The organism is Agromyces sp. ISL-38 (assembly GCF_018613935.1).
Taxonomy (GTDB): domain Bacteria; phylum Actinomycetota; class Actinomycetes; order Actinomycetales; family Microbacteriaceae; genus Agromyces.
The window spans coordinates 183,234-199,951 of sequence record NZ_JAGGPF010000001.1; the positions used below are offsets into that span (position 1 = coordinate 183,234).

At 64.2% G+C, this 16,718-nt stretch carries 10 protein-coding genes and 1 pseudogene; 6 read left to right on the forward strand and 5 right to left on the reverse strand.

Going from position 1 to position 16,718, the window contains the following annotated elements; translation table 11 throughout:
* Positions 1 to 611 precede the first annotated feature (611 nt).
* Entirely contained in the window at positions 612 to 7,493 is a 6,882-nt protein-coding gene (locus tag J7E25_RS00885; protein WP_214867058.1) for a PA14 domain-containing protein, read from the reverse strand.
* A gap of 1,130 nt (positions 7,494 to 8,623) precedes the next feature.
* On the opposite strand from J7E25_RS00885, the pseudogene J7E25_RS00890 reads away from it, so the two are divergent.
* Both J7E25_RS00890 and J7E25_RS00895 read left to right on the forward strand, forming a co-directional pair.
* Positions 8,624 to 9,518, forward strand: a pseudogene (locus J7E25_RS00890) (IS5 family transposase).
* A 104-nt stretch (positions 9,519 to 9,622) separates the two neighbouring features.
* Positions 9,623 to 10,015, forward strand: coding sequence for a hypothetical protein (locus tag J7E25_RS00895; protein ID WP_214867060.1), 393 nt, complete (start codon positions 9,623 to 9,625; stop codon positions 10,013 to 10,015).
* Positions 10,016 to 10,347: 332 nt separating this feature from the next.
* Here the strand turns inward: J7E25_RS00895 and J7E25_RS00900 are convergent, their stop codons facing one another.
* Complete coding sequence (locus J7E25_RS00900) at positions 10,348 to 10,944, reverse strand: hypothetical protein (RefSeq protein WP_214867062.1); 597 nt, start codon at positions 10,942 to 10,944, stop codon at positions 10,348 to 10,350.
* A gap of 238 nt (positions 10,945 to 11,182) precedes the next feature.
* Here J7E25_RS00900 and J7E25_RS00905 point away from each other — a divergent pair, with 238 nt between their 5' ends.
* On the forward strand, positions 11,183 to 11,767 hold the full coding sequence (locus J7E25_RS00905; protein ID WP_214867063.1) for a dihydrofolate reductase family protein: 585 nt from the start codon (positions 11,183 to 11,185) through the stop codon (positions 11,765 to 11,767).
* Between the two features lie 57 nt (positions 11,768 to 11,824).
* Here J7E25_RS00905 and J7E25_RS00910 read toward each other — a convergent pair whose 3' ends face one another.
* Positions 11,825 to 12,139 carry a hypothetical protein gene (locus J7E25_RS00910; protein ID WP_214867065.1) on the reverse strand — a complete coding sequence of 105 codons (315 nt, stop codon included), beginning with the start codon at positions 12,137 to 12,139 and terminating at the stop codon, positions 11,825 to 11,827.
* Positions 12,140 to 12,428: 289 nt separating this feature from the next.
* Between J7E25_RS00910 and J7E25_RS00915 the strand changes: the two genes are divergently transcribed.
* The 3 genes from J7E25_RS00915 to J7E25_RS17660 all read left to right on the forward strand — a co-directional run bounded on the left by J7E25_RS00915 (position 12,429) and on the right by J7E25_RS17660 (position 13,822).
* Positions 12,429 to 12,719 carry a hypothetical protein gene (locus tag J7E25_RS00915; RefSeq protein WP_214867067.1) on the forward strand — a complete coding sequence of 97 codons (291 nt, stop codon included), beginning with the start codon at positions 12,429 to 12,431 and terminating at the stop codon, positions 12,717 to 12,719.
* Positions 12,720 to 13,097: 378 nt separating this feature from the next.
* A complete protein-coding gene (locus J7E25_RS17655; RefSeq protein WP_251038686.1) occupies positions 13,098 to 13,493 on the forward strand; it encodes a hypothetical protein in 396 nt (131 codons plus the stop codon).
* A complete protein-coding gene (locus tag J7E25_RS17660; RefSeq protein ID WP_308164280.1) occupies positions 13,403 to 13,822 on the forward strand; it encodes a Type 1 glutamine amidotransferase-like domain-containing protein in 420 nt (139 codons plus the stop codon). The genes J7E25_RS17655 and J7E25_RS17660 overlap by 91 nt, the downstream gene beginning before the upstream one ends.
* Positions 13,823 to 14,712: 890 nt before the next feature.
* Here J7E25_RS17660 and J7E25_RS00925 read toward each other — a convergent pair.
* On the reverse strand, positions 14,713 to 15,663 hold the full coding sequence (locus J7E25_RS00925) for a carbohydrate ABC transporter permease (protein WP_214867069.1): 951 nt from the start codon (positions 15,661 to 15,663) through the stop codon (positions 14,713 to 14,715).
* Positions 15,660 to 16,655 carry a carbohydrate ABC transporter permease gene (locus J7E25_RS00930; protein WP_214867071.1) on the reverse strand — a complete coding sequence of 332 codons (996 nt, stop codon included), beginning with the start codon at positions 16,653 to 16,655 and terminating at the stop codon, positions 15,660 to 15,662. Before J7E25_RS00930 ends, J7E25_RS00925 begins: the two co-directional genes overlap by 4 nt.
* Between the last annotated feature and the right edge of the window lie 63 nt (positions 16,656 to 16,718).

Genomic DNA, 16,718 nt, shown 5'->3' on the forward strand with positions numbered 1-16,718 from the left:
CGAGGACACGTCGACTGTTCGAGACGCACGCGATCTCGGTCGTGCGGTCATTAGACCGGAGGTTCGCTCGGTTTGTCCCGGACTGGCTCCACAGGTCTTTCGAACTCAACTTCCAGAGGCGGCGGCCCAACCCGACGGTCACGACCAAACCTTGTCCACGCACGGATGGCCATGACTCCGAGGCCTATCCAAACCAAGCCAGCGGCAGCTGAAATGAAGAACGGCTCGGTGCCCCAAGGACGAGTCACGAAGAACGCGGAGGCCACTGTCAAGTTGATCGAAGCGCCGACCACGCCAGCGGGCCCGAGGGGGCCGAATCTGTCTAGAATGCTAAGCCCCGACGCCAGGAGCCGCTTCATTGCTACTCACCCCCGAGCACGCGAATTACCGCCAGCACCAGCCAGAACGCGGAGAAGGCGAGCAGTAGAACGACGAGGGTATCCACGACGCGCTTACTGCGCCGAACCCAAACAGGCTCAACACCGCCGGCATTCAGCCTTAGCCGTTCGACTACAAGGAAACGGGCACCCGCGAGTCCGATCGCGACGAAGCCCCACCAGACCACGAGAAACCAAAGAAGCTGAGTAGGCATACCTGTCATCGAGCTTCCCTTACCATTCAAGTCCAGTAACTGAGTAGGTGGCCGAACACCCACCGCCGCCGCCTATCACGACCCCGCCCCCTGTGGTTGGCGTGGTGGCGAGCTCCCAGGGCCATGTACCCATGGCATATTGCTGGTTCCAGCTCGTGCCTCCACCGCTCGCAACACTGCAGGTCCAGCCTAGAGCACGGCCGCCGCCTACACCCACTCCCTCGGAGCCGCCGATGGAGAGATCTACGGACGACCTCGGTCCCGCGCCAAACTCCGCCCCGATCCCTTGGCGACCGTCCTCATGGCGATAGAAATATGTAAAAGAGACGCACAAGAAAGTGCAGAGATTGAGAGCAACGTCGGTCGTCTTGCAAGAACGATTCAGGTCCGTACTGCAGGCTCCCCTGTCAATACTGGGTCTATTGATATAAGGCGTCGGCATTAACCGGCGTGGCATGTTCTTGAATTCCTTGTAATACCGCCTGTTGCACGCAGCTGAGCCGCAGTCTTGGCGTTCGCCCGTGAGATCGAACTTGTTCACCGGGTCAGAGGGGTAGTCGTAGTTGTTGGTGACACCGCCCTCGACTGGGTCGACTTCCAGGAATCGGCCCAGCGCGGGCACGTATTGGCGCGCCCCCATCTCAATCGTGTGGACGCTCCCGGCGTGCTCGGTGAGCTTCCGGGTAGAACCGAGCCAGCCCCAGTCCGCATTACCGACCAGAGTGTCGGGGCCAGCGTCATCCGCCGCCTGTGTGCCAATCTGCCCGGTAACCGGGTCGACGGGTTGCCCGAACGGGTCATACAGTGACACCTGCGGGGTTCGAACTCCCGTGCCGCCCGCCATTACGACGACGTCGCCATGGATGTTTGGGTATGCCCACGCCTCGCCACCGCCGAGTCGGGACACGGTGACGCCGCCTGGCAGTCCGATCACGGACTGCGCAACGTTGTTGTAGCCGTCAAGGATGAGAGCCGGGCTGTCTCCACTACCAGAGAACCCATACCGCACCACCGTTACGTCAGGGTTCTCCCCCGCCGTGGTCTCCGTGCGCTGCACGATCCGGCCCGTGACGTCCCGCAGATACTCGATCACCATGCCGTCAACTTCCGTTGTGACGTGCTGATCGGACACGTTGTATTCGAGCGTCTGATCCGCGAGGGTCGTCGTGTTCCCATGCGCGTCGTACTCGAGCTGGGATGCCGGGATCGCTTGTGCGACCGGTGAGACGTCCGGCCCTGCTGGCGTTCCGGTCACGGCAGTCGACGTCAGCCGGTCGGTGTGGTCGTAACAGTACGCCGCGGTCACCGGGGTGCCGCCATCGGGCAGGTCGGTCATGCTGGTGCGGTTCCCGTTCAACCCTGCACGGGTGTTCACCCCGCACCCGCTTCCCGCCGCGAAACCATATGTCAGAGTGTGTCCCGGGATTACTGCGCTCACGAGTCGCCCGGCAGCGTCAAACCCATACCGCGAGTCGTAGTCAGTGGACCCGTCAGTGAGGGTGTTCGCGACGATTCGACCGGATTGGGACCGGACTACGGCGTCCGAGACCGTCGATTGCCCGTGCGGGAACAACCACGACATACCGGTCGGCGCGCCCGCTGGACTCTGCTGCAGGTCCGCAAGCGAAGACCCGTTCGCATAGGTGACCCCGGTCAATTGTCCGGTCGTGTAGGTGGGGTCGGCGAGGAGGACGTCGTCGACTGTGACTGTCTCGACTTGCCCGTCGAGGTTGTAGGTTAGCTCGGTCGTCGACGCGATCCCACCGGGCGGAACGACTGTAGCCTGTGTGGCCTGCCCGAGACGGTTGTACACGGCAGTCGAGGTCGTGCCCCATACGTCGGTGTAACTCAGCACACGGCCGAGCAGGTCGGTAACCGTGGTTATGGTGCCGGTCGAATCCTGAGCCTGTGTCGTCAGCGGATCGTCGCCGACCGCGAAGGTGGACGTCGCGGTGCGCTCCGACGTGTCACCGGTCGCCGGGTAGGTGATGCTCGTGGTGCGGCCACGAGCGTCCAGTGTGGCGCACGTCCACCCAGTGTCGCCGGTGCGTTTCGAGCCGATCTGCCGGCCAAACCGGTCATACACGAACTGACTCACGACGCTGCCGCCGCCCGCCGCGGCTGGAGCGGTAGCTTGCTTGAGCGCGCCGTACTGCTGAGTGGACGCGGGCAGGCCACAGATCGGGTCATCGGTGGACCAGGCTTGTCCGATGGTCTGCGTGTCGCCGTAGTAGCGATAATCCGTGCCGGCTTGGGCGACGGTCTGGCCGCCGGCGACTCCGGCGGGCAGCATGCGGGATGCGCGGCGGAAGTAGTCCTCAGCGGACTGATACTCGGTTCTGGTCGTTAAACCGAGCCCGCCGGGGTCCACGATTGAATCGTGGGCCAGTCCGAGCCATGGGCTGGTTCCGTAGGTGGTCGCTGTGCGCAGCGGCGCGACCGCGTCCACCGGAAGGTCCGAGCCGGCCGGCACGCTGTCGAAACTCGTCGATGACGTTGCAAGGTGGTAGGCGGGCCGCAGTACCGAGCTCGGCACCTTGACGAACTCGGTTCCGCCCGGCGGAGTCCACTGGAGTTCGAGTTTCGCATCGTTGGTGATATCCGCGTAGTGCACCCGAATACGGGCGACTTGATCGGGTTGGGTCGCGGTGAAGGTTCCGGGAGAGGACAAGCCCTCATTGCGATAATCGACCCAGTTGTCGATGATCAGCACATCGTTGATCCACACCTGAGTGGCGTCATCCGCCAGGGTGCGCAGCTTGAAGGTCCCTATCGCCGGGAAGGTGATGGTACCGGTCAATCGGAGCGACCAGTTGTCCGCTGGTATGCCGCTGGCTGGTGCTGTCGTCCCCCAGGTGCGGCTGATGGAGCCGTCTGGTGCGCCGACTCCGAGCGCGTGCACGTCCGGTACGCCGGACAGGGTGGCGTTGTCGAAGTATTCGGCGGAGAGTCCCTGCATTCCCTCGTCGTAGCCTGTGGTGGTCGCCGCGGGAATGATCGGGCAGGTCGGCACAGGGCGGCGATCCTCTCCGAAACAATCGCTGGGTGCTGGCCCATAGCTCTCGACGGGTCGATCGAGTGGGTCGTACAGAGTCGTCGACATGCGATCCAGGGCGTCGGTCGTGGACTTCACCTGGTCCTTCTCATTCCACGCTGTATGCGCAGTGAGTCCGGCCGCTGAGGTGGCTGAGGTCTGCCGGAGCCCCGCGTCGTAGGTGACGGTGCGCGCGTTACCGTTTGACGTTTCGTTGTCGGGTACGTCCAGTCCGTCGATCTTGACAAAGCTGGTGCCGGACCCGTCGGGGCTCGTCAGATACTCGTACCGGCGGATGGGCCGGTCGTCGAGGTTCTGTCCCTGTGGCGCGGACAGGGCGACCGATGCCGCCCACCCGTCGTTGTTGTAGGTGATCGTGGTGCGGTTCGCGTCCGAGGGCGCGGTGCTGGTGTGTTTGAGCCAGTCGTTCTCGAGGGGGTTGCGGAGTCCGACGAGCCGGCGTTGCGTGTCGTATTCGAACGAGGTCATCTCGCCGCCTGGATCCACGATCGCCGCGAGGTACAACTCCTTGCCAGGTTGACCGTTGATGGTGACGTCGCGCTCCTTGTAAAGGAGGCTTGTGGTGTCGTTCAACCCGGTCGAGCCGGGGTACACGATCCGGCACATCTGGTGTGGCAGCGGTGCGACATACCCGTCAGGGACATGGCAGACGCTCCCAGCCCCAAGACCGAATGGGTTCGCTGCGTCCGAGCCGTACCCGAATCGCACCTCGCGACCGTAGTTGTCGCCGTCACGTGAGGCGCGGTCGGAGATGCGAAGCAGCCGCCCGTCGCTGCCGTATGTGATCTTCGGCGTTGCCGGCTTCTTCCCATCAGCGGGCGCTGCCGAGTCGGCGAGGTTGCCGTTCGCGTCGAATACCGACACGGTCCCATCCGATGAGGTGTGCGTGGCTCGGCCTGCCGCGTCGAGGCTCCCGGTGCCATGCTCCCCGACTGGTGCCATGTACCCACCAGTCGACGTCTTCGGATAGGTGCGCGAGCCTCCGGTGCGGTCGGTGAAGATCAGTGATGATTCGCTGGTCTTCACGGCGACGAACTCGGAGAGGCCGCCCGCGATCGGGGCGGACGCGGACCAGCCGACGGGCAGGGTCGGCACCGTGCGGGTCAACCACTCGGGCGGCACGATGAACTCGCGCCCCTGGGAGTCCCGGACCTTCAACTGCATGTCCGCCTGCCCCGTGATGTCGTAATACTCCACCGTGATCGGCGTGGCCGCGGCAGTCATCGACACCGGGGTGCCCCAGGCGCCTTGGAGCTGCCCGCCCCACCAGTGCTCGTACACCTTGGAATTGTTGACGAACACTCGAGCACCGTCGTCGCGGGCGGCGCCGAAGGTATAGTTCCCGGCGGCCGGGACGGTGATGAACCCGCTCCAGCGCACGAAAAACCCGTCCGATTTCAGCGCCGGTGACGGCGCGTCAGCAGCCCAGTTGAAGTTCACCATCGGGTCAGTCCTGACGATGGCCGGCTGCTTTCCGGTCGTGGTAATTGCGGCGCTCGAGGAGATTGGGCTGATGTCGTAGTAGCTGGCAGTCAAGCCTCGGTTGCTGGTCGCGCGGGAGCTGTAGTTGAATGACAACCCCATCGGCCCGCCGACAGTCGAGACGGTCGGCGATGCGAACGTCAGGTTCGCGTTGCCGTTGGCGAGGTTCACGGTCACCGGGCCGGCCGCGTCCGTGGGCGCTGGCCCCGCGGTGCCGAGCCGGAGGTCAACGGTGAGTTTGTTCACCCACCTGGGGCCGTACTCCTCGATGCTGTCCTTCGTGAGCACCGACCATGTGTACGTGCCGCCGTCTTGGAGAACTCCCTGCGGTGGGGTCCACGATGGTGCGTCGAGCCATCCCGACGACGCCACCAGGCCTGTCAACGCGTCGGCTCCGGTCGCGACCTGGAACTTGTACTTCACCGGCGCCCCGGTTCGGTCCGTCGCGGTGCCAGTCGAGAACGACGGTGTGGTGGAGGCCACTCGCGACCCGTCCACCGGTACCGCGCTCGCTTGTGCTGGCATACCCGGGGTGTTCGTGGTGAAGTTCGCAACCCCTGACTCGCGAACGTTCCCGACGCCGAACCATCCGTCGGTGCCGTCGTGCACTTGGACCTTCCAGTAGTACTTGGTTCCAGGCTGCAACGCGCCCTTGCTGACCGTCGCAGCCGACGCGCCGATCCCGGTCGTGCCGACCCACCCCGAGCTCCACACCTGCGACGCCTCCACGTTCGTCGAAGTGCCGACAAGGAAACGCCAAGTGATCGGAAAATTGGGCGCGGAGGTCGCTGCAGCAGACGTCAGCGTCGGCGTTTGCGACACGATCGACCCATTCAGTGGTGTCTCTGCACGCCCCGCCGACGGGTAGTCTTTCCATGCGATGCCGAGGCTCGACCCGGTGAAGTGCTTATACGTGTAGTCGTTGATCTCGGTGCCCTTGAACAGGAAGTTGCCGCCCGTTCCTCGGGTTGCGACCCACCCAGCCAGCTTCGTCGTCAACCGGTCGTCCTCAACGACCGAGTACCCGTCGCCGCCGCCAGTGCTGAACCAGCCGACCTCGCCGTATCCGGCCTGGTCGTAACAGAAGCACGACGCCTGGTGCACCGTGTTCGCCCGCCAACCCTGCGTCGAATCGCTGGACAGCCCGCCCATCACCAGTGCGGAATCGATCACCTGCTTGCCGAACAACTGCGGATAGTCGTAGTACGCGACCGTGCGCCATGTGCCGTTCTGGTTGGTGTTGCCCATCTGCAGGCCGTAGTTGTAGTTGTACTGCCCGTTCGTCTTGTACGCGTGCGTGGCACCGACGCCGTACCAGGCCTCCGGGTCCACGAACACGGGGTACACCCGGTCTGGGCTGTTCAGCCACTCCCGGCCGGCGCTCAACGTCAACCGCCACCGATCCCCGGCGCGCTCGACGTCTGCGGCCACGGACCGCTCCGCGTTCGCCCGTTCACCATCTTTGCCCGCCGAATCCCACATGTGCGGCGTCGGCATCACGAGCACGACCTCCTCGCCGTCCCGCAACTCGATGGTTCCCGTCTCGGTCTCCACCAACTCCAACCCATCCGCGTCGACCAGCCACTCCCACTCCGTCCGGCCAGTGCCGCCAGGACGCTCACGGAGTTCGAAGACCTCCTTCACCCCGGCGCGCTCCACATCGAACCGCAGATCCGTGTCCGGGAACACGTCCGGGTACCGCACTACCGACTTGTCGCCGGCGAACGGGTTCAACTCCCGCTGCAGTCCCGAATCAGCTGCATCGACGAGTTCGAACGACACGTCAAACCCGGCCTTCGACAAACGCAGCAGGTCCGCATCCGCTGCGGAATCAGCGAACTCAGGCTCCAGCGGGTGCCGCTCCACCACACCCCCGCCACCGCCGAGGAACGACCAGAATTCAGTTCCGAGGACATCCGTCTCGATCGGCACCCACTCCCCGTCGACCCGCACATTCGCCGGCTCCCGCGACAGCTCCGTGTACATCACCCCATCACCGAGCTCGTACGTCGTCTCGAACTCCGACCGATCCGTCACCACCCCACCATCGGGGGCCTCACCGGGCTTATTCACCAGCTCGGATACATCGACATCTGACGGCGTGACAGCGTCATCGTCAGCTGACGGTGCCTCCGGCACGGCCTCGACCGGATCCGACCACGCCTCATCGGTCGGTGTCGAAGGGCCATCCTCAACCACCGGCGCCGATTCCTCCACCGGCACCGAGACGATCTCCTCAGACGACAGCGGATCAACGGCGGGCTCCTCTGCCGCGACCGGCGACACCACCCCCGCCACCAGCGCCATCGAGAGCGCGCCGACGAGGCCGACGCGGGCAGGGGACAACAGACGACGAGCCGACACGGGCACTCCTCGGTAGGGCGAGACATAACGTCGGCCCTGAAATTGTGCCGCGATCGAACGATAACGTCTGGAACGCCCTCGGAGAGACCCCAATCCGAACTTTCCGCAGCCCCAATTGGAGGGTCAGCAGCCCGCGCATGTAACCCGACGCTCGGTCCGGGCAGCTGGCCGCCTAACCGCGGCCGCGTCCCTTGATGGAAGCCTCGTAGTTACTTGATGATCACAATTTCGGTATCACCTTGGTTCACGTGAGTTCACACTCCACCGTGATTCCGCGGCACGTGAGCGCCTGTGAAGCCGAGTGAACACTACTGGATATCTTCAGCTTCCCAAGCTAATAGCGCGGGTTCGATTCCCGTCATCCGCTCTTCGTGAATTGCCTGATCAAGGGCTCTTTTCGGTCCCGTCGCGAATGCGCCGCCCGTTGCGGGCGCGGCAATGCGATGAGGAACCAGTCCACGATGGTTCCTGCGAACACATTCACAGCCCTGATCAGGGCCCTCACCTCCCACGGAGCCGCGGCTTTCAGTTGCAAAACCGCTTTCGTAGTCACTTAATGGTCACAAATTCCGGCGTCGACCTCTCCTCGCGGTGCCCGCAGGTCGGGGTGAGCGGCGTTCGCCGCACGCGACGCCACAGCCAGTGGCGACTCGCAACTGCATGCGCGCTCTGCCTCGAGCGCGAGCACCGGTGGGGACCCGCCATTGGACGTCGCCGAGTCCATCGTCAAAGGTCGAACTCCCCGCAGCGTGCCGGGGCCGGTAGCGTGGCGAGTAGACCTTCGGCGTAGTCATTCGGACGGATGTTTCATGCTTCCACTCGCACTCATCGGACTCAGCGGCGGGCTGATCGTCACCGGAGGCGTGATCATGATCGTGAGTCCGCTCTGGATCTCCGAATGGAACAGGCGGAACCTGGATCGGGCTTGGGGCCCCAACAACCTCATCAGCAAGTCAATAGATCGCCAGAAGTATCCACTGCGGATCTACCGGCTCGTAGGTGCGGGTGCGGTGGTGATAGGTCTGGGGTGGATTGCCATGCCGGTTGGAGTCATGCTGGGAGTTTTGAGGCAGTCCCCCTAGGGCGTGTTGATCAAGTGGTTTCGGGTGTCGGTCGGCGAGTCTTGACGGGTGGCGCGTCGCGAGGTCTCTGACGAGGTGTGGGCTGTGCTGGAGCCGTTGATGCCGGCGGTGACGGGCCGGTCGCGGCCGTGGACGGATCACCGGCTCGCGATTGAGGGGATGGCCTGGAAGTACCGCACCGGGGCGCCGTGGCGGGACGTGCCCGAGCGATTCGGGAGGTGGAACTCGATCTACAAGCGGTTCACCCGCTGGGCTCACGATGGCACGTGGGACAAGCTGCTCACTGAGGTGCAGCGACAGTCAGACGCCGCCGGGCGGCTCGACTGGGTCGTGTCGATCGACTCGACGATCACGCGCGTGCATCAGCACGGTGCGACCCTCAAGCGGGACACAGGGGGCTCCACCGAATCACAAGAATCCCTGGTTCGAGCCGGTTGATCACGCGATCGGCCGCTCCCGCGGCGGATTGACCTGCAAGGTCCACCTGGTAGCTGATGGTCGGGGACGCCCGTTGGGGTGGGTGCTCACCGGCGGCAACGTCAATGACACCACGATGATGACCACGGTGCTCGAGCACATCCGGGTGCCGCGGACCGGATCCGGCAGGCCGCGCAGCCGCCCTGACCGGGTGCTCGCGGACAAGGGGTACCCGTCGAAGGCGAACCGTGCCTGGCTGAGACAGCGCGGGATCGCCGCGACGATCCCCGAACGCGACGACCAGATCGCTCACCGCCGCAAGAAACCGGGCCGACCGATCGACTTCGGCGACGAGCAGAAGTCCCGCTACCGGGGCCGCAATGTGGTGGAACGCTGCTTCAACAAGCTCAAGCAGTGGCGCGGGATCGCGATGCGCTCCGACAAGACCGCCCGCAGCTACCGCGCCGCGATCGCCCTCGCCGCCACGCTGATCTGGATCAAGACCGACCTGGTCCACGCGACGTAGCCGGCTCGAAGGGCATAATGCTGTCCAACGCTGACTTCAACGAAGTCCGCGTCAGCAACGAGGACGGCGTTCCGAAGCACGCCGCACTGTCCGGGGAGTGAAAGATGGCCGATGAGCTGAGTGGGATCATCGTCGCACTCCCGCACGGGCGAGCGCTGAGCATGGCCGAACTCATGTCCGGCTGGAGGCAGCATGTTCATCGATTGGCGCTCGAGGCGAGTCGTCCGCGAACCGACACTGACTGGGGAGGCCACGACCTGGTCGCGGCGCTGACCTTGCGGGACTTCATCGCAGGCGGCATGACGTCCTTGACCGACAGCCAACTGTCGCTCGTCGCTGAGCAACTCGCCGCGATTGACGATGAGTACCGGGGGTTCACTGAGCCGGACCTAACGGGTGCGCTGAGGACATTCGCCGAGCGCCCTCTCGCCGACCGACTGTGGTGGTGGGATCGTCTACCCGTTTCTGGTCTGGCGCGGGAGGAACTCCTCCGGTGACTTGGCTGTAAGTCTCGGAATGGCTGGGGCTGGACTATCCGGACTTGATCAACACACCCTAGGCCGCCCGCGCCGCGCCCCTCGAAATGGACCGCTAATGGATCATGAGCGGGACGCTCGTGATGCCGCGCGGACTTGTGTGCCATCCCTGCGTTCACGGCCCAAATTCGTGCATCCGAAGCCGCGCTCACCGAACGCATGAGTTCGTCGCGGTGCTACGGCAGGATCGACCGCTCCCTGCGACGCGGCGTCAACGAGCTTTCACCCGGCCACGCTTGACGACGAGGATGACCGGCGATGGGTGAAGGCGACTCTCCGCAACGGACCCAGCGTCAGCCGTCAAAGACCTCGATACTTCCGAATGCGGCATCGGCTGAGACGGCCGCAGCGAGCTCGGGCGGGCACTCCGAAGACGAATAGGCGACTCGTTCACTCATCAGGTCGACGAAGCCGTCCGACCGGTCGAATCCGGCGACGAATCCGAAGCAGGTGAATAGTTCCGATGGTCCAGAGTACAAACGGCGATCGTCTGTGGGTGCTCCCTCGGGACGCGGGCCCGATCCGATGAAAATCGACATGCTCACCGCCGACGGCCTCTCTCGGACGTCGTAAACGACAACCCCACCCGACTCGACCCAGGCCGGATCAACCTCGGACGTGCCATCCCACCAGTTCGCGTCAATGTTCGCCAGGTACTCCCTGATCGAGGCCGGCCGCACTTCCGCAGGGGGATTACCGGCGATCTCCACCGTCGGCCCGTACGGCAACAGTTGGTGGAAGAGCGGCTCCTTGAATGCCACCAATTGCCGCCAAAGCCTGCCGTCGACGCGATCCATGCCGTGATATTCGGTCCGAAAGCTGCACCCGGCCAGCACGGAGACCACCACGACGGCGACGGCAAATGAGGCGCTCCAGCGCTGAGAGGTCATGGAGCAATCATGCTTCGTTCCCAGCGAGCCGGGTGACGTGGGAGGAGTTGGCTGACGGGCTCCTCTTGTGGATTGAACTCTCATCGTTCAAGTCTGGGCAGCGCAAAGCCTGCCGCAACGGAGGACGCCAGAACCGATCGTTATTGGTCGACGGTGTCGATCCTGTATCTCGTTGTTCGACGCCAGAGTAGGAGGCGCGGCTGAAGGGGTTGCGTCGTCGGAAACAAGGAGCTTGCTCATGTCCTCATCAGTCCTCTACATGTCGATGTCCCTCGACGGTTACATCGCGGGTCCGAACGACGAACCGGACAACCCCGGCGGCGACGGCTTCGACCGGCTGCACGAGTGGATATTCACTGCGGATCCGGGCTGGAACGTCCGGCCGTCCGGGCCGGCCAGGGACTTTCACGACGAGGGGAATGCGACCGGTGCGGTGCTCGCGGGTCGGCGGACCGTGGAGCAGGTCGATCACTGGGGAGGTGACACACACGGTGTTCCGATCTTCGTGCCCAGCCACCGGCCGCCGGGTCCCACGGTGGCGAACTATCCGTTGGTGACGTACGTGAGCGACGGAATCGAAAGTGCGATGGCGCAGGCGAAGGCAGCGGCTGGCGACCGGAACGTGTTGGTGCATGGTGCGTATACCGCCCAGCGGGCGCTCGAGGCCGGGGTGTTGGACGAATTGCAGGTCCATCAGATCCCGGTGCTGTTCGGCGGTGGGCGTCGGTTGTTCGACGTCCTGCCGTCACGGATCGAGTTGGACATCGTTCGGGTGATCGACACCCCGGAGGCGACACACATCCGTTACCGAGTCCGCCGCTGACCTCGATCTCGAACATGGTCAGTGTCACAAACGAATCGTTTATGACGTAGTTCGGCCTTAGCCCTCACTGATCGAGACAGAGCCGCCTATCCTCCCAGTCGTCGGGTTGTCGCCGACGAGACGGATAAGGCCAGGTTCCTCGATCCACTCACCAGCTCCGGAAGCTCTGCGATCGACGTGCTCGATGAAGAGCTCGTACGTGCGTTCACCGCGTTCCGCCTCCGCCCAGGCGATTACTTCGTGGACATCGGCGGCGTCGGTGATGCGCCACTCGTAGCTGACACTGTCCGGGACCGTCCAGAAATAGACGCGATACGTCGGATCGCGCAGCTCCCACGTAGTGTCCCGTGGGTCAATCAGTGAGATCTCCATGGTGCCGAGGGTATCGATCGACCGGCAGCCCGCTGGGGGGCTCAGAATCGATCGTTTAAGCACCAGCCCGGCCAGCGCCCGCCAGCGCACTAGCAAACGCGGTTGAGAGCGCATCGTTCCGCGCCCTCCTTCTACTCAGCTGCCGGCGACGGTAGTCTGCATCCACGCAAAGATCGGCCTCCGAAGGGAAGATGACATCGAGAAATCCGGAGCAGGGTACCTGCTGCTCTCCGCCCACTATTGGTTCGAGAACGAGGCGCAAGCCGAGGAACTCGGTGTCGATGTCGATATGCTGACGCGGCCACGCTCGGGCCGCGATCATCGGTTCGTTGACCTCGCTACGATGATCCGGATCCCGGGCGAAGACTGGCGAAAGCGCCAGAGTGAACTCAACCGGGTGCTTGAAAGCGTCGTCCAGGATGCCAAGGCGCAATCAATCTCGCTGCCCGCCGATGGAGCCGGGTTGTCACTGAGGATCAGCTTCATCACCGAAGAGCACGAACAATTGGGTTACGCCCTCACCAGCGACTTCCTCAGTTCCTGGTCCGAACTTGGCGGCGACCTCCTTATCGACAGCTGATCCCAACAGCCCCGCTCGCGTTCAAAGACGATCGATTGTGACCGCGAGGGAGCGACGCCCGTCGCCATCCTCGACGCGGACAGACGAAGACGCTCGATGACACCTTGAAGGCGATCACAAACGATCGTTTTTGGCAGCCCTCTCGTCCCGAGCAATAGATTCTGCGCACGCGTGTCACACTCACAGCCGATCGAGCGCAGCTCGGGTGCTAGATGCTCCCACTGCCACGAGCGCTCGGACGTGCGGGCAGCGTCGCCGCAGTGGAGCCCAGACTCCCCCCGGGTAGCCTGTTCGGATGACCTCCGATGCGAACGACGCGGGCAGTTGCGTCGACGGGATCCACCGCGAGATCCTCACCTGGGACCGGGAGGATGCCGCGTGAGCGTGCACCTCATCGGCGGCGGCGCGACCACGGGTGCGGATGCCGCGCTCTACGCGCCGTTCGTCGCCGAAGCGGCGCTGCGGGCGGGCGCCACGGGCCGCGCGCGGCCGCGCGTCGCCGTGATCTCACTGCACCCAGAGGCCGAGGAGAAGGCGGCTGCGCTCGGCGAGCTCCTGGCCGAGGCCGGAAGGGGAGCCGAGATCGAGGTGCACCTGACCGCGGGGCGGCCCGGCGAGCCGATTGGGCTCGGCGCGATCGCCGACGTCGACGGCATCGCGGTGGGGGCGGCTTCGTCGAGGACGTGCGCGCCGGGCTCGAGCCGGTGTTCGGCGAGTTGCGCCGGCTGGTCGCCGGCGGCGTGCCCTACCTCGGCGTCTCGGCCGGCGCGATGATCGCGGCGGAGGGCTCGCTCGGAAGCGGCTCGCGCATCGGCGGCGTGGTCGTCTCACCCGAGGACCCCGACGACCCGGGCGACGAGCTGGAGATCGAGGCCGGCATCGGCCTCGTCGACGTGGCCATCGAGGTGCACGTGGCCGAGCGCGGCATGCTGTCCCGCCTGGTCGCCGCGGTCGAATCCGGGCTGGTCGCCGGCGGGCTCGGCATCGACGAGCGCACGGCCCTGATCGTGGGCGACGGCGAGCTCCGGGTCGACGGGAGGGGCAGCGTCTGGCGGGTGCTGCCGGCCGAGGGCGGCGTGCTGGTCTCCACGATCGGCAGTTGATGGCTGGCCCACTTCTCCTTGGGTTCTCCGCTCACCCCTCGATCGCCTCAGGAGCCGACGTCGAGAAGATCAGTCCGCTCGTTCAAACCTCCAGTACATTTCCCTGAGCGAAAGCGGTGGTCTGACCACGTCGACCCGCCACGAACGATGGTTTTTGACCCGTCAAGTCGAGGTGGTCAGAACCTCGCGGGGAGAGCTGGAGATGCTTGATTCTGCCGAGCTCAGGGGCGGCGCGACCAGCGAGCTCGAAACCCGGGTTTGAACGTTTGTGGCACCAGCGGCGGAGGTCGCCAATATCCGCATGCCCGCGAGCCGGTCGCCGACCGAGACGGTCGGCTCGTTCGCGAGCCAGAGTGCGAAGTCGCGGCATCCTGACCCGCCCGCCTTTCTGCCCGGTTGGGGGACCCTCCACGCAACGCCGCTCGCCCGACCGCGATCGTCATCAGGTAGCGCCGTTGATTCGACATGATCCATTCGAGCTCTCCGCAAGCCACGCCCTAACTAAATCGATCAGCAGGGTCGAGGCCAGAGACGGTCGTGAACCCCTCGTAGTCACTTAATAGTCACAATTTCGGCATCACGTTGGTTCACCCGAGTTCACCCTCCCCCGTGATCCCGGGGCCCGTGAGCCCGAGTGAAGCCGAGTGAACAACTACTGGATATCTTCAGCTTCCCAAGCTGATAGCGCGGGTTCGATTCCCGTCATCCGCTCTGATCAGGGATTTTACACGCGGAGGGAGCCGCAATCTTAGTGGCCCAGGCCCTTTCGTAGTCACTTACTCGTCACTTTGTTCTCAAACTGACGGACCTCCGAGCGGCACATCCGTTGCCCTTCAGGCAACAAACGATCGCATAAGGTCGGTGGCAGCACCCCAGGGGAAGCCACCCGCCTACTTGACCGAACCTGCAGTGAGTCCGCGGACGAAGAACCGCTGAAGTGCGAAGAAGATCAGCAGCGGAACGACGAGCGTGATGAACGATCCGGCCGCTACTCGCTGCCAGCCCTGACCGTATTGGCCCAGCAGGGTGTAGAGCCCCTGAGTGAGGACTTGGTTTGGCCCGCTCTGGATGAAGATATAGGCGACGAGGAAGTCGTTCCATACCCAGAGGAACTGGAAGATCGCGAACGAGGCCAGGGCAGGCACCGACATCGGGACGATCAGTCTCCAGAAGATCTGGAAGTGGCTTGCCCCGTCGACGCGCGCGGCTTCGATGAGCGAGTTGGGTAGCGTCTGCATGTAATTGCGCAGGATGTAGATGGCCAACGGCATCGCGAACGTCGCGTGCACGATCCACGCGGCTGGGTACTGTCCGATGATCTGGATTCCGGTCGCGTTCCCGAACCAGACGAACAGCTGGAGGACCGGGATGATCGCGAGCTGGATGGGCACGACCATCAGGCTCAGGATGATCGCGAAGTAGATCTCCTTGCCCCTGAATTGGAAGAACGTGAACGCGTAGGCGGCCATGGCCGCGATCATTACCGGCAGGATCGTCGCCGGGACGGTGACGGCGACCGAGTTCCAGAACGTGGTGCCGGCATCCAGTGCCACCCAGGCATCGGAGAAGGCTTGGACGGTCCAGTCCTGCCCGAACGGGTTGAGGAGCACTGTCCACCATCCTGTGGCATCCACGTCGGCCTTGCTGCGGAAACCTGTGATGAGGAGACCGAGCAGCGGGAGCAGCCAGGCGACCGCGATGATGCCCATCACGATCGTGATGAGGACCTGGCGCTTGGGCCTCTCGCCGCTTACCGCGGCCTTGCGGCGGGTCTTCTTCTCGACTTCGACGGTTTCGCGGTGGCCCTGTTCGTCGACGACCGGGGTGGGGATGATCGTCATCGGAGTTCCTCCTGCGACTTGTAGCTGCGGACTTGATAGATGATCAGCGGCACGACCGCGATCATCAGGACGATGACGACGGCGGCGGCCTTGCCCGGGTTCTGGAAGCTGAACAGTTGGGCATAGAACTCGACTGCCAGCACGCTTGTCTGGTATTGGCCGCCGGTCATCGCGTAGATGATGTCGAAGATCTTCATCACGAAGATGACCACGGTGACGAATACGGCGAGGATCGTGCCGCGGATCTGCGGGACGATCACCAGGAAGAAGGTGCGCCGTTCCGTCGCGCCGTCGATGCGCGCGGCTTCGATCGTCTCTTCGGGTACGCCCTTGATCGCGGCCGAGAGCAGCACCATCGCGAAGCCCACCTGCAGCCAGATGACGATGAACATCAGCAGGAAGCTGTTCAGACGTGCCGCGTCGATCGTGAGCCAGGGCACTGGGTCCTGGCCGGTGATGCCCGTCCAGATCGCATTGAGCGAGTAGATCTGCGGGTTGCCCGGCGGAGCGTAGAAGTAGATGAACCGCCAGGTCACGGCGGCCGCGACACCGCTGATGGCCATGGGCACGAAGATCATCGCCTTGAACGACTGCTCGCGACGCTTACCGAGTCGGTCGGTGAGGATGGCCACGAGAAGTCCGATGAGGACGGTCGCGGCCGGCACGACGAGTACCCAGAGGAGGTTGTTCAAGAGGACGCCGAGAAAGTTCGGATCGGTGAACAGCGAGATGTAGTTGTCCAGCCCGACGAACGTCGCACCCTCGCCGCGCCGCTGGCTCTGTTTCATGAAGCTCTCCACGAAGGTACGCAGAGCCGGGTAGAGCAGGAAGACCGCGACCAGCACGATCACTGGCAGAAGGAAGACGTACGGCAGAAGCCGGGCCTTCGTCTTGTCATTCGCGCGCTCGACGAGCCAGTTGAGACTCCAGAAGATCAGGAACGAGACTCCGAGGCCCAGGACCACGGAGATGACTGCGCTGAGGATGGCCATCGGAACCGCCTGACGTCGTTGTGAGGATGTTGGGGACCTGGTGGGGAGCGGCGCGGCGCAGTT